This window comes from Nocardia sp. NPDC046763 (assembly GCF_040645495.1).
GTDB lineage: Bacteria > Actinomycetota > Actinomycetes > Mycobacteriales > Mycobacteriaceae > Nocardia.
The window spans coordinates 164,794-183,803 of the sequence record NZ_JBEYYI010000002.1 but is presented as its reverse complement, the minus strand read 5'-3'; the positions used below and the strand labels follow the sequence as shown (position 1 = coordinate 183,803).

Genomic DNA, 19,010 nt, shown 5'->3' with positions numbered 1-19,010 from the left:
GATGCCTGTCATTTGATCCCCGTCACCGCGATGGAGGCCAGGACCTGCCGCTGGAACACCATGAACAACAGCACCAATGGAGCGATCGCCAGCGTGGAGGCGGCCATGATCAGCGTCCACTGGGCGTTGTACTGCGTCTGCATGGTCGCCGTGGCTACCGTCAGCACCTGCCACTTCGGACCCGACGCGGCGACCAGCGGCCACATGAAGCTGTTCCACTGCGACACCACGGTGATGACGGCGAGCGTGGCCAGGATCGGTCGGCTCATCGGCACCACGACGCTCACCAGTATGTCGAGGGTCGAAGCCCCGTCCATCCGAGCCGCGTCGATGATCTCCCCCGGAATGGCCCGGAAGTACTGGCGCAGCAGGAAGATCGCGTACGGCGAGCCGAACAGGAACGGCAGCACCAGTGCCCAGAAGCTGTTGAGCCAGCCCAGCTTCGCGAACATCAGATACAGCGGCACCAGGGTGACCGCACCGGGCACCATCATGGTCCCGAGATACACCCAGAACAGCACGTCACGACCGGGAAAAATGGTGCGCGCGAAGGCGTATGCCGCCATGGTCGAGGTGACCAGCTGCCCGCAGGTGACGCAGACCGTCATCAGGGCGGTGACCGCGACCGCCCGGCCCAGCCCCTGGTCCAGCACCGTGCGGAAGTTGTCCAGCGTCGCGGGATGCGGTGTGGCCAGGGCGGATTCGCTCGCGAACTGCTTCGGCGTCTTGACCGCGGTCAGGGCGCTGAGCACCAGCGGGGCGACCGTCAGCAGCGCCCCCAGGATCAGCACCGTGTACGCCGCCAGGGTCCGGGCCGCCGCCCGCCGATCAGTACTCATAACGCTCCACCTCCCCGCGCTCGGTGCGATCCCGGAAGTATCGGTGCTGCACCACCGTGATCACGAACAGGACCGCGAACACCACCACCGCCATGACCGCGGCCCGCCCCGGACGCGCGGACTCGAAGGCCTCCGAATACATCCGCATGGCAACCACATCCGTGTGGTGGTCGGGCCCGCCCCGGGTGAGCGCGTACACCGCGTCGAAGGTCTGGAAGACGCTCAGCACCCCGGTGACCAGCACGAAGAACATGGTCGGGCGCAGCAGCGGCAGAATCAGCCAGCGAATGCGCCGCCAGCCGGTGGCCCCGTCCAGCGCGCCGGCGTCCAGGATCTCCCCGGGTATGGCTCTGATCCCAGCCACGAAAAACAAAGCCACATAACCGACATTCATCCACACGATCACCGCGGCCACCGCCGGCAGCGCCAGCGTCGGCGAGCTCAGCCACTCCATCCGCCGCCCCAGCAGCGCGTTCAAGGCCCCACCCGTGGGTGCGAAGATCCACTGCCACACCACCCCCACCGCGACCGGCGCACACATCCACGGCAGCGCGTACACCACCCGCAATACGGTTCCGCCCCGCCCGCGCCGCGCCAGCACGGCCGCCACCGCGAACCCCAGCGCCGTCTGCACCGGCACCACCAGCGCCGTCAACGCCAGCGTCACCAGCAGCGAATGCCCGAACTGCCGATCCCCCAGCACCGACCGCCAATTGCTCGCCCCGGTGAATTCGATGGGCCCCAGCAGATTCCAGCTGTGCACACTCAGCCACAACACCACCGCGATCGGCACCAGCAGAAAACACCCGACCCCGATCAGGCTCGGCAGCAGCAGCGCATAGCCCACCGCCGCCTGTCTGCGCCGGGCCGAACCGCGGCGAACCGTCCGATCCATGATCAGCGACGCTACCGGCCCGCTCCCGGCGGCCGCGCCCTCACACGCCCGATCTGCCCGATATTGCCCTGTGCGCGATGCGATTTCGAGACTGCGTCCCACCCCGTGCCGGGCGGCGGCGCATGATAGTTTGTGCCGCGCTCGTTCATAGCTATGACGGCGAGGCTGGCCACGACAGGGCAGGGGACGGCGTCGATGAGAATAAAGCCACGGGAACAGATCCTCGGAGTCTGGCGGTCGCTGCTGACCGCCTGCTATCAGGATGGCGAGTGGGTGTGGGGCGGCCGCGACGGCTCCAACTCCATCAGCGACGCCGAACAGCTGCTGTGCCTGCTGTATCCGGCGACCGAGATCGACGGCTTCGGGCTGGAGCATCCCGACGAGATCGCCGACGACATCCGCGACGTGCTCTCGCCCCTCGGCGACAATGGCCTGCGGATAGGCGAGCGCGTGGTCTGGCTGCTCGAGCAGTACATCGACCGGCACACCGACCGCGACCCCGACTCCGCCGTTGCCCTGCCCAACTTCGCCGCGGGCAGCTACCTGGCCTCCTCCGACGGCGTCGAGCCGACCCCGACGCAGCGCACGCTCGAGGTCGTCGACTCCTATTCCATGTCGCTGACCCTGTGCCTGGCAGCGCTGAAGTTCCTGCGCGGATTCAGCGGCCCGGTCGCCGAACTGGCCGTCGGCCGGCGGATCAAGCTCGCCGTGGAACTGGGCCCGCGCATCGAGGAGCTCGACGCGCTCATCAATGTCCGGCTCACCGCCGCCATGGTGGGCCTGATCCGCAGCTTCGTGGTGAATACGGTCTCGCCCAAATCCGCTGCCGGGCAGGCCATGCTGTCGATGCTCAACCAGACCGGCGGTTCCCCGGACGCGGTGGTGCACGCCGTGCAGCAGCGCCTGGACCGGGTGCGGATCCGGCTGCGCAACGACGCCACCCTCAGCCAGGTGGAGGGCGTCGACCTGGACAGCGGCGACATGCTGTTCGAATGTGGTTGGAGCTGGGCCATTGTGCGCAAGGCCGCGCCCATCGACTTCGTGGACATGCCCGTCGCGGATCAGCCCGGTCATGCCGTCGCCCGGCCCTACCTGCACTTCACCGTGGTGGCGCTGGACGGCATCAACGACCTCACCTCGGTGCGCACCCGTGAACTCGACCTGCTGAACGGCCAGCAGCGCCGCCTGGCCGAGGCCCTGCAGCTGCGCTGGGATCTGGCCCAACGCTACTGGGCGGCGGTGGCGCGCTTCGGCACCGGTCGCTGGCCGCTCGAGGACATTCCGTGGCGCACCTCCGACGGCGAGGAATCGGACTACTTCAGTCTCGTCGTCTCCGCGGTGCTCATGCAGGATCTGCTCAACCGCGACGCCAATGACGACGATCTCGACCGTGCCGCAACGATTTTCGACGAGCTGGCCCGCCGCGGCCGCATTGTGCGCCGCTTCACCGCCGACGATCCGGCCCGCACCATGCACACGCCGGGCGTGAGTTTGCGCCTGCTGGGCAGCGAGGAGCTGGACGGTCCGCTGCTGCTGTGGACGGTCTCCGATTACGCCACCGTCCTCTTGAAACGCACCCTGCAGGCCGCGCGGCTCTCCGGCACCATCGAGACCCGCGACCAGCTGATGACGCTGGCCCAGGCCACCATGGACCACCTCGACCTGCGCGCCTTCCGCGAAGGACCGGCCACCGGCCTGTGGGACGATCCCAGCCGGATCTTCGGTGGCCCCGAAAACCACCTGCCCTCCTGGTATCTCACCGAGCGCGTGGTCGAGTGCATGGTGACCGCCGCGCGCCTGTACCGGGAACCGCCGCTGCGGGCGCCGACCTCGGTGACCCGCGCCATGGAGCTGCTGACCGAGGCCGAGCACCTGCTCAACCGGGAGATGCTGGAGCTGAGCGAGACCGACGTGTCGGCCGGCCGCACCGCCCTGGCCCTGGCCGAGCAGCGCCTCGAACGGGCCCGCACGCTCATCGACGAGCGCCCCGGTACCGCAGTCAGTCTCGCCTCGCAGGCCCTCTTGGAACTGGACGAGCTCGCCTACGCCCGGTTCGACGCCACCAGGAGCGTGTGACCGTGCTCGTGTTCTCCTCTTCGGACAAGGGCGGCACCGGGCGCTCGGTCACCAGCTGCAATATGGCCTACTGGCTGAGCATGAAGGGGTACAAGGTCGCCTATCTGGACTTCGATTTCGGATCCCCCACCGCGGGCGGCACTTTCGAGATCAGCCGGATCGACAATGGGGTCCGGGACGGGACGGGCCTGCACGCCTATCTGCTCGACGAGAACGGGACGCCCGCGCGGCTGAGTGTGCGCTCCGAGACCGACCGGATGGAATTGAGCCGGTCCCGGCATCCCTCCGGCCGCCTGGTGCTGTTTCCCGGCGATCTCGGCGGCTCCGAGTTCACCACGCTCGACGAGCGCATGATCGATCGCTGCGCCGCGCTGTTCGCCACCTGCGAGCAGGAATTCAATGTCACCTTCGTCGATCTGAGCGCGGGCCGATCCATCGCCCTGGCCCTCGCGCTCAGCGCGACCCGTCACCCGCAGCTGTCCCGCGCGGTGTGCCGCTGGCTCATCTTCCACCGCTGGACCCGCCAGCACATCGCGGCCGCCCGCGGCCTGGTCCACGACGAGCACGGCGTGCTGGCCGTCGGCGAGGCCTGGGGACACGACCGGGCCGAGCTGTTGAATTCACTGCGCTTCGTCCGCACCGCGGTGCCCGAACTCAACCTGACCGCCGGCCTCCGCCCGGCCCAGGCCGCCTGGCTACAGGAACAACACAACACCCTGACCCGCGCGGCCAACCGGCACGGCATGGGCGAGAGCGGGATACTGGGCAAGATCCCGGTGGAACCGATGCTGCAGTGCCGGGAACAGGTGATCCTGGATGTGGATGTGGCCGCCCATGTCGCCAATGCCGAGACCGTGGACGCATTCCGCCTGCTCACCGAAAAACTCATGAACGACGCCGTCTGGGAACAGGTGGAGGTGCGCCGATGAGCTCCGCGACCGACTACAGCGAGGCGGGCGAACACAATCGCGTGGCCGGCCAACCGCTCTCGCATCTGTCCATCGAGGTCGGGCACTTCTATATGGACGAGCTGGTCAACGGCGTCGACAGGATCCACGCCCAGCTGCGCAAGGTGGCGCCCATCGTCCAGACCCAGATCGCCGCGGCCGAAGCGGAATTCGGGGCGGGCGCGCGGGTCAGCACCTGCTTTCTGGTCGACGACTACTTCTGGACCCGCACCGCCAACCGCCCGCGCGATGCCCGGCGTACCGCCGACCCGCGCCACGTGCTGGAGAAACTGCTGGCCGCGGCGGAGGAATGCGGCGTGCGCATCGACTATCTGGCGCGCGAGGCGGGCTGCGCCGAGGTGCCCTCGTTCCAGGACGGCGAACCGGTCGGCGAGCCGGTGCGGCTGGCGGAGATGATGGCCGCCCGCATCGTCGCCGAACCCGAACGCGACAGCACCGGCCGCCGCCCGCCCACCGTCGAGTCCGGCTGGCTCTGCAATGGCCGCCGTTCCTCGGAATTCGATGCGGGACAGGCCATGCGAATCTCGCGTTACCGGCCGCCGGAGGAATTCGGTGCGCGCAATCACTCCATCTTCCTGGATGTGCAGCTGTGGAGCCGCCGCCTGGAGGAAGAGGGCGACCAGCAGGTGGAGCACATCCTCTGGTCCTGCCCCTTCCTGGCCGCCATCTGGCAGTTGCTGCGGCTGGGTTTGATTCGCAACGAGGGCTCCATGGTGGCGGCACCGGTGCCCTGGGAGGAGCCGTGGCCCAGCGACTGGTCCCGACTGCCCGCGGTGGTGAAGCTGAATCCGAAGGCCAAACCCTTCGCGGCCTATCGGGCGCTGTCGGTGCTGCCCTACAGCTATCTGGGCATCGAGCACGCCGTGCGGGTCATCCTCGACCACCTGCAACTCGATGACGATGTGCAGGCCAAGCTCGCCGAACGCGGTGCGGGCGAACGGATTCCGGTGGAGGTGCCGCGCCAGGCCACTCATCGGTTGAACCACATCTTCCTGGGTGACGTCTGAGGTGGCCGCCCGGTGAGTGATCCGCTGGTGCTGCTGGGGGAGGTACGTACGGCACTGCTGCCCAATGCGGGGGGCCTGGCGGCGCGGGAGGCGACAGCGCTGCTGTCATTGCTGCCCGGACAGCGGGTACTGATACGGGAACGACCGCTGGCCCTGGCGATTTCGCCGGGTTCCGCCGTCGGGGTGGACTGCAAGCTGGCCACGGTGTCCGGATCGGACAGCCGCGCCATCGGGACGGTGGCGGCGCACGCGATCCTGGTGGGCGGCCGGGTGATGCAGAGTTCGGCCTGTTCCACGGTGGTGCGGACGGCCGACAAGAACCGGCGGCCCTGGTCGCACTACCTGAATCAGGTCGGGACGCTGGAGGTGTGGCACCGCATCACCGACGACGCCGCGGCCGCCGTCGATCTCACCGAGGGCTTCCTGGAGGGCTCCGGCGCCACCACCCTGGACCTGGGCTCGGTCAGCGACCGGCTGCTAACCCGCGTGCGCACCGATCCCCGCCTGGACCAGGAGCCGCCGGTGCGGTCCAGTGCCACCCGGCTGCGCTGGGCCGCACGGGTCGCGCCGCCGGTGGGCGGCACCGTGCGCAGGCGCACCCTGTTCGCGTTCCGGCTCGAGGACGAGCACACCCGGTCGGTGCGGATCATGGTGCCGACCGCCCGGGATCTGGGTGCGGTGCAACGCTTCTGCGAGGATCTGGCCGTTCACGACTGGCTGCTGTCCACCCTGGGCGCCGCGCTGTCCGAGGCGGATCGGCCCGCGCCCGAACGCGATCCGTCCGCCGAGCTGGCGCCGCTGCTGGAACAGCTGGTGCACCTGTGGATGCCGGGCGCCCACACCCCGCCCCGGCTGCGCGAACTGTGGACGCGGCTGGAGTCCGATCCGGGCTTCACCCGGCAGTGGACCGCGCAGGTGGGACATCTGCGCGATCGGCTGGCGGTGGCGACCCTGGCGGCGCTGCGCAGCGCCAAGATCAGCACCGTCCAGTGGTGAGAGGCGGATCCGACCGGCGGCGCGACCGGATCAGAGCCGGAACCAGCGGCGTACCAGCAGCGCGAAGAACACCGACATGGTGACCGCGCCCAGATAGCTCTCGATCACGAACACGACGCGCCCGCCGACCCGCAGATTGTCGGTATCGCCGACGCCCAGCGGATTCAGGTAGTTCATGAACACCTGGAACACGGTGATGGCCGGCGGCTGATCCGACCGCAGCATGACGGCCACCACGAAGACCAGCAGCTGGAACGCCACGAACCACAGCATGCGGAAGGGCCGGTAACCGTAGCCGCAGATGAGATCCGGGACCAGGCCGCCGGCGCGCCGCCAGGCCGCCGGCTGCGCCAGCCGCCGCGCCCGGGCCAGGGCCAGGCCGCAGCGATCCTCGGCGTCGGTGTCCTCGTCGATCCGGTAGAGACTCCAGGCCCGGCGGTAGGCCAGGGCGGCGTGCGCGGGCAGTCCAGCCTGCACCAGCGGGCGGCCCAGCCGCTCGTAGGCCTCGGCCAGCAGCCGATTCTGGGTGCGGCTCAGGCGCAGTGGCCCACGGAACTCCACCTCGGCTGCGATGAGGGCCGCGAGCAGCTGGTTGACCGCCATCGGCTGCGGTGCCGCGGTGGCGGTGTGTTCGAGGACCGGCGCGTAGAGGTGGCCGAAGACGAGACTGTCACCGGCCCTGCGGATTCCGGGCGGATCGTAGGTCGCCACCACCGCCTCGGTGTGCCGGGTGAACAGGTCCAGCAGCGGCTGTTCGGTGGCGCGGCGGCGGAGGCGGTGCGGCTGCTCGAGGAATTCGGTGACGTTCTCGGCGTAGGTGTCGGCGTGGCGCTCGATGCGCATGCTCATATCCGTCACGAACGGCGACGACGGAGCGCTTTTCTCGAGCATGATCAATGATAAATCCTGTGCACCAGCACATCTCGGGGCTCGTCCGCGCCGAAGTAGGCCGCCTCGTGGTCGGCCCAGACGAAGCCGACCTCCTTGTAGAGGTGGTAGGCGATTCGATTGCCCGGTTTCACCGTGACGAAGACCTGCTCGGCGCGGGCCTGACGGCATTGGGCCAGAGCGGCTTCCAGCAGTGCCCGGCCGTGGCCGCGACCCCGGCACTCGGATGCCACCGCGAAGCCGAGAAACCAGGCCGTGCTGTCGCCGTCGATGGCGGTGAGCACGTAGCCGCAGAGCGCCCCCGCATCCTCGGCAACCGTCCAGTTTGCCCCGTGCAGCTCGAAGAGCTGTCGGAGAACGAAATACGGATAGGCGAGATGCTCGAATTCGACCACCTCGAGTGCGCGGATCGCGTCCAGATCCGACAGTGACGCGATCCGGCACGCCGGATCGTCCGGCTGTTCGAAGGCCAACAACGGTGTTCCCCTCCACCCCGGGCACAAGTGCGATGGATTCCAGGGTAAGCGTCACGCCGAATCTTGGGTGCGGTTCGGCCGCTCGCCGTCTGTGGAGCGGGCGGCCGAACCGCGCTGCAGCACGCGGTGGGGACTGCGCCACCGCTGCCCTGGAGGTTAGGCGCGGGGCGCTCGAAAGCGCTGTGCGGCAGCGTTCATCGCGGCCGGGGGCCTTCCCCGGTACACCCCGGGCCGCGAAATCTTGGTGTGGAGCTGTGCCGTCTTGTGGCGTAGCTGTGCTGTCCGGGCGTCGAGCAGCAGCCACAGCATCCGGTGGACGAACCGGTCGTAGCCGGTCGGTATGGGATCGGGGCCGGCCTGGGCCGGCGCGGGGCCGGTCATGGCAGTGCCCGCTCGTCGAGCACACACCGTCCCTCCTCGACCAGCGTTGCCCGCGCTCGTCGGCGTACCTTGCAGGTCTGCACGGTGCAATCGAGGTGCAATTGCATTGCGGCGTGCGCTTGTTCGACGGTCATCACACCCGGATCACGGCGGCAGCGCGACAGACCGGCGATGTGCATATTGAGGGATGTCAGTTGCATGTCCAGACCACTCCTCGTTCCCGCTGGTTCCTGAAGTGCCCGGAGGTTCAGGAAAGGAAAGGGGCCTAGCTACACCGCTCCGGGCACATCTCCAGCACACCACGAGCAGACGCCAGGCGGGCGAATTTCGAGAAGGAGAACGCAAAATTGCGCGAATTCCCAGCAGTGAATCCACTTGGGGGAGGACGATTCTCCAAAGTGGACGAAGCCCTCGCCCGCCGTCGAGCCCCGATCCATGCCCGCGACTGCGAATGGAGCGTGTCGTGTCCGAAGGTCCCGCGTCATCCACCCTGCCCCGCCGTCAGCTCGGTCGCTATCTACGGGACTGGCGCATCCAGGCAGGATTGACCATCGCCGAAGCCGCCAAGCTGATGGAGTGGGGCGCGAGCACCCTGCAGCGGCTCGAGAAGGGCAACGCGGACCGCATTCGCACCATCGACATCCAGGAGCTGTGCCGTATCTACGGGATCCCCGCCCAAATCACCGAGGGGCTCAAGGGTTTGGCGCAGCAGGCGGCGGTCAAGAGCTGGTGGCACTCCTACGGCGACCTGATTCCCGAGAACTTCGACGTCTACGTCGGCCTGGAGGCATCCGCGCAGCAGTTGTCCTGCTACCAATCGGAATTGGTGCCGGGCCTGCTGCAGACGGCCGAGTACGCAAGGGCCCTGAACCGGCTGGGATACCCGGAAGAGACTGTGGTGGAGGTGGATCGGCGCGTTCAGCTGCGCATGCAGCGGCAGGCCATGATCACCCGCCGCATGCATCCGGCGACCATTGCCATGGTGTTGCACGAATCGGTATTGCGCCGCCTGGTGGGAGGTGCAAGGGTGATGGCGGCGCAGGTGCGGCACTTGGCGGAACTGAGTACCCGATCCAATGTCGCGCTGCGTATCCTGCCCTTCGCCGCCGGTGTCCCCCTGGGACTTTCGACCGGACCGTTCGTGATTCTGGAATTCGGATGCGACAGCAAGGGGCAACCGGTGGAGCCCCCGGTGGTCTACGTGGAGGGGTTCACCGGCGATCTGTATCTCGAGAGACAGGGCGACGTTCAGCGTTATCGCCGGGCGCAAGCGGGCCTGGAACGCTGCGCGCTGGACGTTCAGGACAGCAGAAATCTGCTCCGGCAGGTGGCGAAGGAGTACGCCGCCTGGGCGGTCAAGCCCGGAGGTGGCAGCGGAGCGTAACCATGTAGGGCTCCGCACAGGCGAAGAAGGGACGCCGCCTGGGCGGTCAAGCCCGGAGGTGGCAGCGGAGCGTAACCACGTAGGGCTCCGCACAGGCGAAGAAAGGACAGAGCATGACTGTGGATCTTTCCGGGGCCCGCTGGTTCAAGAGCAGCCGCAGCGGGGCCGGTAAGGAGTGCGTCGAGGTGGCCTTCCTGCCCGCGGGCCGAGTGGGCGTGCGGGACAGCAAGAATCCGGAGGGCCCGGCGCTGGTGTTCGGTGCGGCGGAATGGGGATCCTTCACCGCGGGCCTCGAAAACGGGGTCTTCGACCGATGATTTGCTGAACGGGGGTTCACGGGCCCCGACCCGTGAACCCCCGGCCTCAGAGGATTGCGACCACACCCATCGCGACGGCGGCGACCAGCACGCCGATTGCCACGGCCGACATCAGTGCGCCGGTGAGTACGTATACGCCCATCGCCGATACCGCGAAGAGCATCCCTACGATCAGCCGTTCGACCCAGTCATCGGGACCCATTTTCCGGTACCGGGGACGCACATTCTTGAGTCCTCGGTCCACGAATAGTTGGATACCCATGCTTAGCCGTCGCAAACATACTTCCGTTGTCAAACGGCAGCCGTTTCGTGATCAATAACCATCTCGGTAAATCCCGTGGCCCCACGCTGGGCCGCGGGGCCACGGTGCAAGATTTCTGCGGGTACCGTCAGCGCCGGAAGAGCTTGCTGCCCAACCAGACGATCGGGTCGTACTTCCTGTCCACAACGCGTTCCTTGAGGGGGATCAGTGCGTTATCAGTGATCTTGATGTGCTCCGGGCAAACCTCTGTGCAGCACTTGGTGATGTTGCAGAAGCCCAGTCCCGCGTCCTCCTGCGCCAGTTCGCGACGGTCGGCGACATCCAGTGGGTGCATTTCGAGTTCGGCAATACGCATCAGGTATCGCGGACCGGAGAATGCGTGCTTGTTGTCCTCGTGATCACGCACCACGTGACAAGTGTTCTGGCACAGGAAGCATTCGATGCACTTGCGGAATTCCTGCGACCGTTCCACATCGGTCTGCTGCATCCGGTACTCGCCAGGTTTCAGATCCACCGGCGGCGTGAAAGACGGTACTTCGCGTGCCTTCTGGTAGTTGAACGACACATCCGTGACCAGGTCGCGAATAACCGGGAAGGTGCGCATGGGCGTCACCGTCACCACTTCTTCCTGGGTGAACGTCGACATGCGGGTCATGCACAGCAGCCGCGGCCGCCCGTTCACCTCGGCCGAGCACGAACCACACTTGCCCGCCTTGCAGTTCCAGCGCACCGCCAGATCCGGCGCCTGGGTGGCCTGCAGCCGGTGGATGATGTCGAGCACCACCTCGCCCTCGTTCACCTCCACGGTGAAGTCCTGCAGGCCGCCGCCCTCGGTGTCACCGCGCCACACCTTGAACTTCGCCTCGTAACCCATGGCTATTCCGCCTTTCCGGCGTCGTCCCGCAACTCTGCGAGATCGGCGGGGGTGTAATACTTTTCGAGCTCCGCCAGGTCGAACAACCGGAGCAGGTCCGTGCGCATGGGCACCTGGGGTTCGGGCGTGACGGTCACCGACGGCACCGAGAAGCCGACCTCGTCCGGGTCGACGGTGCAGACCAGCAGCTTGTTGCGCCACACCGGATCCAAGCCCGGGTGGTCGTCGCGGGTGTGGCCGCCGCGGCTCTCGGTGCGCAGCAGCGCGGCCTGGGCGACGCACTCGCTGATGAGCAGCATGTTGCGCATGTCCAGCGCCAGATGCCAGCCCGGATTGAACTGCCGGTGGCCCTCCACGGTGACGTGGTCGTAGCGGTCGCGCAGCTCGGAGAGATGCTCGACGGCCTGCTTCAGCTCGTGTTCCTTGCGGATGATGCCGACCAGATCGTTCATGGTCTGCTGCAGGTCCATGTGCAGCGTGTACGGGTTCTCGCCCGGGCCGCCCTCGGCGGGCGGATCGAACGGCGTCACAGCCGATTTCGCGGCCGCGGCGATATCGGCGTCGGAGATCTTGGGCGGCGCGGCCAGCTGCTCGACATAGGTCGCCGCGCCCAGTCCGGCACGTCGGCCGAAGACCAGCAGGTCCGACAGCGAGTTGCCGCCCAGCCGGTTGGAGCCGTGCAGGCCGCCGGCGCACTCACCGGCCGCGAACAGACCGGGCACCGTGGCCGCCTGGGTGTCCGGATCGACCTCGATGCCACCCATCACGTAGTGGCAGGTCGGCCCGACCTCCATCGGCTCCTTCGTAATGTCCACGTCCGCCAGCTCTTTGAACTGGTGGTGCATGGACGGCAGCCGCTTGACGATCTGGTCGGCGGGCAGGCGGGAGGCGATATCCAGGTAGACGCCGCCGTGCGGGGTGCCGCGCCCGGCCTTCACCTCTTCGTTGATGGCTCGCGCGACCTCGTCACGGGGCAGCAGATCCGGTGTGCGCCGGGCGGAATCGTTGTCCTTCAGCCACTGGTCCGCCTCTTCGATGGATTCGGCGTACTGGCCCTTGAACACCGGCGGGATGTAATCGAACATGAACCGCTTGCCGTCGGAGTTCTTGAGCACCCCGCCGTCACCGCGCACGCCCTCGGTGACCAGGATGCCCTTCACCGACGGCGGCCAGACCATGCCGGTCGGATGGAACTGCAGGAACTCCATATTGATCAGCGACGCCCCGGCCCGCAGGGCGAGCGCGTGCCCGTCGCCGGTGTACTCCCAGGAGTTCGAGGTCACCTTGTACGACTTGCCGACACCACCGGTGGCGATGACCACCGCGGGCGTCTCGAACAGAATGAAGCGCCCGGACTCCCGCCAGTACCCGAAGGCCCCGGCGATCCGGTCGCCGTCCTTGAGCAGTTCGGTGATGGTGCACTCGGCGAAGATCTTGATGCGCGCCTCGTAGTCACCGGTCTGCTCGAAGTCCTCCTGCTGCAGCGAGACGATCTTCTGCTGCATGGTGCGGATGATCTCGAGTCCGGTGCGGTCGCCGACGTGCGCCAGTCGCGGATAGGTGTGGCCGCCGAAGTTGCGCTGGCTGATCCGGCCGTCCTTGGTCCGATCGAACAGCGCCCCATAGGTTTCCAGCTCCCACACCCGGTCGGGGGCCTCCTGGGCGTGCAGCTCGGCCATGCGCCAGTTGTTGAGGAACTTTCCCCCGCGCATGGTGTCCTTGAAATGGGTCTGCCAGTTGTCCTTCTCATTGGCATTGCCCATTGCGGCCGCGCAGCCACCCTCGGCCATGACGGTGTGCGCCTTGCCGAACAGGGACTTGCAGACCACCGCCACGGACAGCCCGTGCTCACGGGCCTCGATGACCGCACGCAGGCCGGCACCGCCGGCACCGATCACGACGACGTCGTACTTGTGCCGCTCGACTTCAGGCATGGAACCGAATACTCCTGGGAGACAGAGGAATAGAGGACTGTCAGCCGATGAGGCGAGGATCGGAGATGGTTCCGCTCGCCACCAGCATGACGTAGAAATCGGTGAGGACCAGCGTGCCCAGCGTGGTCCAGGCCAGCTGCATGTGCCGGGTGTTCAGCTTCGACACCACGGTCCAGAAGCGGTAGCGCACGGGGTGCTGCGAGAAGTGCTTGAGCCGGCCGCCCGCGATGTGACGGCAGGAGTGGCACGACAGCGTGTACGCCCACAGCAGCAGCGCGTTGCCGGTGATGATCAGCGTCCCCAGCCCGATGCCGAAGCCGCCGCCCTTGGCGTGGAAGGAGATCACCGCGTCATAGGTGTTGATCACCGAGATGATGATCGCGACGTAGAAGAAGTAGCGGTGCGCGTTCTGGATGATCAGCGGAAGCCGGGTCTCCCCCGAGTATTTCGCATGCGGCTCGGCCACCGCGCAGGCGGGCGGCGACATCCACACCGACCGGTAGTAGGCCTTGCGGTAGTAGTAGCAGGTGAGTCGGAACAGCAGCAGGAACGGCAGCACCAGGAAGCCCAGCGGAATCCACATGGGCAGGTGGCCGACCGGCGTGCCGAAATGGCTGGAGCCCTCGACGCACGAAGCGCTCAGGCAGGGCGAATAGAACGGTGTCAGATAGTGGAAGTCCGGCACCCAATACGCGCTGCGCACAAAGGATCTGATGGTCGCGTAGATGACGAAGGCCGCGAGCCCCAGCACCGTCGCGGCCGGCGGCACCCACCACCTGTCGGTGCGGAGCGTGCCTGCCGAAATGGCGGCCCGTCCCCTACTGAAAACCCCGGTTGTGCTCGATTCAGAAGCCTTGACTGGTGCGGCGCTCACTGCTGGATGCCTCGCTGCTCTACCCCGTGGAACGTCATCGTTACCTCCGGCATCGAATGTGATGGTGAGCACCTTACGACAGTGGCGCTATCACTCGAGCTCGCAACAGCTATTTCGGGATCCCGTGATTTGCGCCACATTTCCTGTGGCCACCAGCAATTCGTTTGCTTGGTGAACAAACGGCAATCTCGCGAACTCGCCGGGCTGTCAGAGTGTTTCGGATTCCGGCCCGCGCGCAGGTCGGGCGGCTCGTCCGCGGCGGTTACCGCTCGTCATATGACAGCAACAACGGTGTGGTGGCCTGTCGGTCTGCTGAGGGTTCGAAGGGAGCCGGTAATGAGACGCGCCGCCATCGTCATGCCGATGCGCACGCCCGTGGGTCTGCCCGGCGGAGCACTCGCCGCGGTGCCGCCGAACCGGTTGGTCGGCACTGTCATCTCGGCGGTGCTCGGCCGCTCGGGCATCGATCCCGCGCGGGTCGAACAGCTGGTCACCGCCGTCCCCGATGCCGAGGCCGTCCGCTCGGCCCTGCCGCTGTGCGGACTGCCGCCGGAGCTGGGTGACTTCGCCCTGGGTGAGGGTCCCGGCAGCGGACTGCGCGCCCTGATCACCGCTGCCATGATGGTGCGCACCGGCGCGGTCGATGTGGTGCTGGCGGTGGGCGCCGAATGCCACAGCGCCGCAGGGGGATTCGACGCGCAATCCGCCAGCGTCCCGCCGCTGCCCGGCGTCCGTGCCCGCACCGCGGCCGATGCCGGACCCACCACCGACCAGCAGATCGCCATCTGGTCCGCCGAATCCGCACGCGGACAAGCGGATTCGGACGGCATCGAACAACTGGCCCGCGACCACGACCTGAGCCGGGCCGCGGCCGACGACTTCGCCGCGGTCAGCCACCGTCGTGCCGCCCGCGCCCATCGCCAGGGTGTGTTCGGCGCGGAGACCGCGCCCGTCGTGGTGTGTGCGCGTCCCGACGATCCGAATTCCGAGGTGGTGCGCCTGGTCGACCGCGACGAGGGGTTGCGCGACGATGTCTCACACCGCGCCTTCGCGGCCCTGTCCCCCTTCCGGCCCGACGGCGTGACCACGGCCGGAAACAGCAGCAGCCGCGGCCTGGCCGCCGCGGCCTGCCTGGTGGTGGCCGAGGACCGGCTGGTGGATCTCGGCCTGGAGCCGATGGGCTACCTGCTCGGCTGGGTCAGCACCACCGCTCCCCTGGGCGTCCCGGTGCCCGCCGCCACCTCCGCGGTCGCGAAGGCACTGTGGCGTGCCGGTTTCGAACTGTCGGACCTGGCGCTGCTGGAGGTGGAGGAGACCTCCGCCGTCGAGGTGCTGGCGCTGGCCCGCACCCTCGGCCTCGAGGACGACGCCGCGGAGCGCCTGAATGTGCACGGCGGCGCGATCGCCCTCGGTGATCCGGGCGGCGCGGCGGGTCTGCGCATGGTCACCACCATGCTGCACGAACTGGCCCGCCGCGACGGCGGTCTCGGCCTGGCAGTGACCCCCGCGGGCCCCGGCCGCGCCCTGGCCGCGATCTTCGAATCCCCCGATCTGGAACCGGTTTCGCAGGCCCCGCGCGGCGCCCGCTTCCGCGGCGTCGGCGGCCGGCGCTCCGCACGGGGCCGGCACCGCCACTGAGGACTAGTCACGCGGGCGGAGCCGGACGACCGCCGTGCCCCGGGCAAAAGCCGCTGCCAGCTCCTCGCGGTTGACGCTGCCGTCCGAATTCAGGCTGATGCCCGCGTATTTCCCGTGGGTCGGGTTCTGCGCGACGATGATCCGATACGGCTCGGCCGCCGCGTCCACGTCGGTGACGACCTCCCAATCGGCGTCGATCTCCCGGCGCCGCAGGCCGATTCGCACCGGTTCGCCGGGGCGCAGATTGTGCCGCCACTTGGCCGCGGTGCCGATCAGCAGCGTGCCGTCGTGTTCTGCGTAGGCGACGGGGTTCTCGTACACCCGCCCGCTCTTGCGGCCGACCACGGTGACGATGAGCAGTTTGCCGCTGACCACCCGATGCAGCGGTGAGCGCAGGAGCCGGCGCATAACGGCGTCGAGCCGCTTCTGCTTACGGGTGGCGGCCGGGTTCGAGGTGGTCGTTACTGGCTGGGACATCGGTACGTCCTCCGGTTCCCTATTTACTGAGTGACTACTCAGAAAATACGACCAGGTGCGGCATACTGCAAGGGTCGAGCTGGAAAACGACAGTCGAAACGTGACAGGAGGCGATGTGGGGACCCGTTCCCGAGGGCGGCCCAGTACCGGTGTGCGCGAGGCCGTGATCACCAATGCTCAACAGGTGCTCGCGGAATCCGGCCTCGCCCGGCTGTCCACCAAGGAGATCGCGGCCCGGGCCGGAGTCGCCGAATCCAGCATCTTCTACCACTTCGGCGATCGAATGGGCCTGCTACAGGCCGTGATCCAGCACCAGCTGCGCCCGCTCAAGGACCTGCTCGCCGACGCGCCCACGGCGGATCTGCCCACGGCGCTGCGGTCGCTGCTCGCGACCCTGGAGGAATTCTTCGTCTCCGCCCTGCCGGTGATGGCGGCGGTGCAATCGGATGCCGAGCTGGGCGCGGTCTACCGGGAACGCAGCCGCGATCTCGACCTGGGCCCGCACCGCGCGGTGGACGCCGTGGTCGCCTACCTGTCGGCCCGGGGCGTCGAGGCCGCGGATCTGCGCACCGCAGCCCTGCTGCTGGTCGGCGCGGCTCATCAGCGCGCCCTACAGCGGCAGCTGAGCCCACCCGATGCGCTCGTCGAATTGCCGAGCCCCGACGCCATTGTCGAGGTGGCCCTGCCGCTGTTCGAAACGAAGGATTAGTTACTTGGTGCGGGGGCGGGAGTGGAAGCCCAGGCCCTCGTCCTGCGCGCCCATCCAGGCCGCCTCATCGTGCTTGGCGTCGGGGACGTAGATCGTCTCCTGCTTGGCGCGCGGTGCTTCCGGCGGCGGCGCCTGTTCGAACTCGTCGGTGTCGATGACGAGCCTTTCCAGATCGTTCTCCAGCCGGCGGACAGTGCCCGCGTCTCCGTAGTGCGAACGCAGTGCGGTGACGCACTGCCGGAGCTGGCCGACCGCGTAGCGGAGTTCCGCAATCTCGCTGCGTGTCATCGAAACCCTCCTCGAGCCGTGTGACAGACCACACATCGTGATCTACAACACAGTACGTGATCGTGCGGGATTCGTCTCGTTGGCAAAGGATATTCGCAGCTAGAGGGCCTGTCATTAGGTCCGAAATTGGGGCGGCGGACGTTTCAGATCGTCGAATCCGCCCGCCACGGATGATCTTCCGGCTACCCCGCGATGGCGTACTCCGGTCCGCAGTCGGGACCGCAGTCCGGGTCCGCGCCGCGCGCCGCCGCGGTCGCCCGGGCCACCAGCGCCACCACCGCGGCGGCCACCTCCTCGGCCCGCTCCAGGATCACGCTGTGCCCGGCGCCGTCCAGTCGCACCAGCTCGGCATCGTCGACCTGGGAGGCCAGCACCACCGAGTGCGCGAACGGGATCATGATGTCCGCGGATCCGGCCAGCACCAGCACCGGAATCGAGCCCAGCCGGTGCAGGGTCGCGGTCTCGTCGAAGCGGATCAGCGACTCCAGGAAGCTGGCCATGGTCAGCAGCGAGGTGTCGTTGAGCATGGCCGTCGCCACCGCCAGCATGCGCGGGCTCACCTTGCGGGTGCCCAGGGTGGCGTCCCGCATGATGGGTTCGAAGATGCGGCGGCTCAGGTGTTTCGAGGCCTGCATGGCCCGCGGCGCGCGCCGCACCGCCACCCGCAGCGAGTTCACCGCCGGTGCGCTCAGCAGCCGCCCCAGCCCGACCCGGGTCACCCCGTTGGCGGCGCTGGAGAGCAGGCCGACGCCCACCACCCGGGTCCCGATCGTCTCCGGATACAGCCGGGCGTAGGCCAGCACGGTCATGGCGCCCATCGAATGACCCACCAGGACAACGGGTCCGATCGGCACCACGACCCGCAGCACCGCGTCCAGATCCCGGGCCAGCTGCTCGATGGTGTAGGTGGCGGGGTCGGCATCCCCGGAATCCCCGTGTCCGCGATGGTCGTAGAACACCATGTGGGTGTCGTCGCCCCAGGTCTGCAGCAGGTGCCCGCGCATGAACGCCCACGATTCGGCGCGCAGGCAGTGGCCGTGCACGAACACGACGGTGACGGGGGCGTCGATGGTGCCGAATTCACGCACCGCGAGCGGCACGCCGTCATCGGCGGACACGGTGATGTGGTGGCCGTCGAAATCGGCGGCGCGGGTGTCGATGGTGGACATGACGTCCTCCTGAAGAGTGCGCCTTCTTGCCCGGTTGTCGGTGGGAATAGCCCCGTCGTTAGCCCCCCACACCAGGTGTTATACACAAGTTGTCCAACTGACTCCGCTGATCTATGCACGGCTGTCGGTGGATCTGTCGGAGTCTCGCCACATTGCTGGACCCGGGTAGAAATCCCGGCACGTCCGGCCGTCGTCCGCAATTTCTTCTTATATCTAGTGAATGAGCTAGACAAAAGTAGATGCGTATCGCATCGGGAGTGACCGGCGCCATATGCCGCGTCGTCACCTTCCGGCGCTCCCGCCGGTCGTCGAGATGACGGACCGAGCGGCCCGGAGCGGGTCGCCGATCACGAATCTCGTTGCAGGAGAAGGACAATGAACGCTCGGATGACCAACCCCGCCGCCCAGTTCTTCGACGAGAAGCAGCTTGCCGGGATCGTCATGATGATCGCGGTGACCAACCTGTTCAACCGGCTCGATGCCACCACGCGTCAGCAGGCCGGAAAGGCTCGGTAGCCCGGGTGGTCCGTTGTCAGGGAAATCTGCCGCTCTCTAGCA

At 67.6% G+C, this 19,010-nt stretch carries 22 protein-coding genes; 9 read left to right on the top strand and 13 right to left on the bottom strand.

Features of this window, described 5'->3' with window-relative positions; genetic code table 11:
• Positions 1-8: 8 nt before the first annotated feature.
• A complete protein-coding gene (locus ABZ909_RS03715) occupies positions 9-839 on the bottom strand; it encodes a carbohydrate ABC transporter permease (protein WP_356996064.1) in 831 nt (276 codons plus the stop codon).
• Complete coding sequence (locus ABZ909_RS03710) at positions 829-1,734, bottom strand: sugar ABC transporter permease (RefSeq protein WP_356996063.1); 906 nt, start codon at positions 1,732-1,734, stop codon at positions 829-831. Before ABZ909_RS03710 ends, ABZ909_RS03715 begins: the two co-directional genes overlap by 11 nt.
• Before the next feature lie 195 nt (positions 1,735-1,929).
• On the opposite strand from ABZ909_RS03710, the gene ABZ909_RS03705 reads away from it, so the two are divergent.
• The 4 genes from ABZ909_RS03705 to ABZ909_RS03690 are packed head-to-tail and all read left to right on the top strand — an operon-like array spanning position 1,930 to position 6,781.
• Positions 1,930-3,810, top strand: a complete 1,881-nt coding sequence (locus tag ABZ909_RS03705; RefSeq protein ID WP_356996062.1) for an SCO2524 family protein — start codon at positions 1,930-1,932, stop codon at positions 3,808-3,810.
• Entirely contained in the window at positions 3,807-4,739 is a 933-nt protein-coding gene (locus ABZ909_RS03700; RefSeq protein ID WP_356996061.1) for an SCO2523 family variant P-loop protein, read from the top strand. Before ABZ909_RS03705 ends, ABZ909_RS03700 begins: the two co-directional genes overlap by 4 nt.
• A complete protein-coding gene (locus ABZ909_RS03695) occupies positions 4,736-5,785 on the top strand; it encodes an SCO2522 family protein (protein WP_356996060.1) in 1,050 nt (349 codons plus the stop codon). Before ABZ909_RS03700 ends, ABZ909_RS03695 begins: the two co-directional genes overlap by 4 nt.
• Before the next feature lie 12 nt (positions 5,786-5,797).
• Positions 5,798-6,781 carry an SCO2521 family protein gene (locus ABZ909_RS03690; RefSeq protein ID WP_356996059.1) on the top strand — a complete coding sequence of 328 codons (984 nt, stop codon included), beginning with the start codon at positions 5,798-5,800 and terminating at the stop codon, positions 6,779-6,781.
• 30 nt (positions 6,782-6,811) lie between these two features.
• On the opposite strand, the gene ABZ909_RS03685 is transcribed toward ABZ909_RS03690, so the two are convergent.
• The 4 genes from ABZ909_RS03685 to ABZ909_RS03670 form a co-directional block, all read right to left on the bottom strand.
• Positions 6,812-7,672, bottom strand: coding sequence for a hypothetical protein (locus ABZ909_RS03685; RefSeq protein ID WP_356996058.1), 861 nt, complete (start codon positions 7,670-7,672; stop codon positions 6,812-6,814).
• Between the two features lie 2 nt (positions 7,673-7,674).
• Complete coding sequence (locus ABZ909_RS03680) at positions 7,675-8,145, bottom strand: GNAT family N-acetyltransferase (RefSeq protein ID WP_356996057.1); 471 nt, start codon at positions 8,143-8,145, stop codon at positions 7,675-7,677.
• 156 nt (positions 8,146-8,301) lie between these two features.
• The gene (locus ABZ909_RS03675; RefSeq protein ID WP_356996056.1) at positions 8,302-8,526 is read right to left on the bottom strand and encodes a hypothetical protein; all 225 of its coding nucleotides are present in this window, start codon (positions 8,524-8,526) and stop codon (positions 8,302-8,304) included.
• Positions 8,523-8,726, bottom strand: a complete 204-nt coding sequence (locus ABZ909_RS03670) for a hypothetical protein (RefSeq protein WP_040862491.1) — start codon at positions 8,724-8,726, stop codon at positions 8,523-8,525. The genes ABZ909_RS03675 and ABZ909_RS03670 overlap by 4 nt, the downstream gene beginning before the upstream one ends.
• A 263-nt stretch (positions 8,727-8,989) precedes the next feature.
• Between ABZ909_RS03670 and ABZ909_RS03665 the strand changes: the two genes are divergently transcribed.
• Together ABZ909_RS03665 and ABZ909_RS03660 are read left to right on the top strand one after the other, a co-directional pair.
• On the top strand, positions 8,990-9,910 hold the full coding sequence (locus ABZ909_RS03665) for a helix-turn-helix transcriptional regulator (RefSeq protein ID WP_356996055.1): 921 nt from the start codon (positions 8,990-8,992) through the stop codon (positions 9,908-9,910).
• Between the two features lie 113 nt (positions 9,911-10,023).
• Positions 10,024-10,227, top strand: coding sequence for a DUF397 domain-containing protein (locus tag ABZ909_RS03660; protein ID WP_356996054.1), 204 nt, complete (start codon positions 10,024-10,026; stop codon positions 10,225-10,227).
• Positions 10,228-10,273: 46 nt separating this feature from the next.
• On the opposite strand, the gene ABZ909_RS03655 is transcribed toward ABZ909_RS03660, so the two are convergent.
• From ABZ909_RS03655 to ABZ909_RS03640, 4 genes are all read right to left on the bottom strand, one after another.
• Complete coding sequence (locus tag ABZ909_RS03655; RefSeq protein WP_356996053.1) at positions 10,274-10,429, bottom strand: hypothetical protein; 156 nt, start codon at positions 10,427-10,429, stop codon at positions 10,274-10,276.
• Between the two features lie 187 nt (positions 10,430-10,616).
• Positions 10,617-11,363 (bottom strand): succinate dehydrogenase/fumarate reductase iron-sulfur subunit, encoded by a 747-nt coding sequence (locus tag ABZ909_RS03650; protein ID WP_356996052.1) that lies wholly within the window; start codon positions 11,361-11,363, stop codon positions 10,617-10,619.
• Between the two features lie 2 nt (positions 11,364-11,365).
• Positions 11,366-13,297 (bottom strand): fumarate reductase/succinate dehydrogenase flavoprotein subunit, encoded by a 1,932-nt coding sequence (locus tag ABZ909_RS03645; protein ID WP_356996051.1) that lies wholly within the window; start codon positions 13,295-13,297, stop codon positions 11,366-11,368.
• A 40-nt stretch (positions 13,298-13,337) separates the two neighbouring features.
• The gene (locus ABZ909_RS03640; protein WP_356996050.1) at positions 13,338-14,171 is read right to left on the bottom strand and encodes a hypothetical protein; all 834 of its coding nucleotides are present in this window, start codon (positions 14,169-14,171) and stop codon (positions 13,338-13,340) included.
• Between the two features lie 336 nt (positions 14,172-14,507).
• Between ABZ909_RS03640 and ABZ909_RS03635 the strand changes: the two genes are divergently transcribed.
• Positions 14,508-15,809: an acetyl-CoA acetyltransferase gene (locus ABZ909_RS03635; RefSeq protein WP_356996049.1), complete on the top strand. Its 1,302-nt coding sequence runs from the start codon at positions 14,508-14,510 to the stop codon at positions 15,807-15,809.
• 3 nt (positions 15,810-15,812) lie between these two features.
• On the opposite strand, the gene ABZ909_RS03630 is transcribed toward ABZ909_RS03635, so the two are convergent.
• Positions 15,813-16,286, bottom strand: coding sequence for a nitroreductase/quinone reductase family protein (locus ABZ909_RS03630; RefSeq protein ID WP_356996048.1), 474 nt, complete (start codon positions 16,284-16,286; stop codon positions 15,813-15,815).
• Between the two features lie 115 nt (positions 16,287-16,401).
• On the opposite strand from ABZ909_RS03630, the gene ABZ909_RS03625 reads away from it, so the two are divergent.
• A complete protein-coding gene (locus ABZ909_RS03625; RefSeq protein WP_356996047.1) occupies positions 16,402-16,995 on the top strand; it encodes a TetR/AcrR family transcriptional regulator in 594 nt (197 codons plus the stop codon).
• Here the strand turns inward: ABZ909_RS03625 and ABZ909_RS03620 are convergent, their stop codons facing one another.
• Complete coding sequence (locus tag ABZ909_RS03620; protein WP_356996046.1) at positions 16,996-17,283, bottom strand: hypothetical protein; 288 nt, start codon at positions 17,281-17,283, stop codon at positions 16,996-16,998.
• A 182-nt stretch (positions 17,284-17,465) separates the two neighbouring features.
• Positions 17,466-18,452, bottom strand: coding sequence for an alpha/beta hydrolase (locus tag ABZ909_RS03615; protein ID WP_356996045.1), 987 nt, complete (start codon positions 18,450-18,452; stop codon positions 17,466-17,468).
• Positions 18,453-18,827: 375 nt separating this feature from the next.
• On the opposite strand from ABZ909_RS03615, the gene ABZ909_RS03610 reads away from it, so the two are divergent.
• Positions 18,828-18,968 (top strand): hypothetical protein, encoded by a 141-nt coding sequence (locus ABZ909_RS03610; RefSeq protein WP_356996044.1) that lies wholly within the window; start codon positions 18,828-18,830, stop codon positions 18,966-18,968.
• The last annotated feature ends 42 nt before the right edge of the window (positions 18,969-19,010 follow it).